Source organism: Aliamphritea spongicola (assembly GCF_017051665.1).
Taxonomy (GTDB): Bacteria; Pseudomonadota; Gammaproteobacteria; order Pseudomonadales; family Balneatricaceae; genus Amphritea; species Amphritea spongicola.
Genome location: NZ_JAFIDL010000061.1, coordinates 1 through 322, shown reverse-complemented (window position 1 = coordinate 322; position 322 = coordinate 1). Strand labels below are relative to the sequence as shown.

The 322-nt window shown below is 60.2% G+C and carries 1 protein-coding gene; it reads left to right on the top strand.

The window, feature by feature from the left end; genetic code table 11:
- A partial coding sequence (locus JYB63_RS22735; protein ID WP_205660204.1) for a glucan biosynthesis protein occupies positions 1-322 on the top strand: 322 nt, incomplete at both ends.

The following is a 322-nucleotide window of genomic DNA, read 5'->3' as shown; positions in this document are numbered from 1 at the left end:
GCGCGATAAGGTGGGCAAATTGGGCCTGGCGCCGCTGACCAGCATGTTCCTGTTCGGCCCGAACCAGCCGTCGCCGACGCTGAACTACCGCCCGGCGCTGCACGATTCCAACGGTCTGTCTATCCATGCCGGCAACGGCGAGTGGATCTGGCGTCCGCTGAACAATCCTAAACACCTGTCCGTCAGCACCTATACCGTTGAGAATCCGAAAGGCTTCGGTCTGCTGCAGCGCGGTCGCAACTTCAAAGAGTACGAAGATCTGGACGATCGTTACGATCTGCGCCCGAGCGCCTGGATCGAACCGAAAGGCGACTGGGGCAAA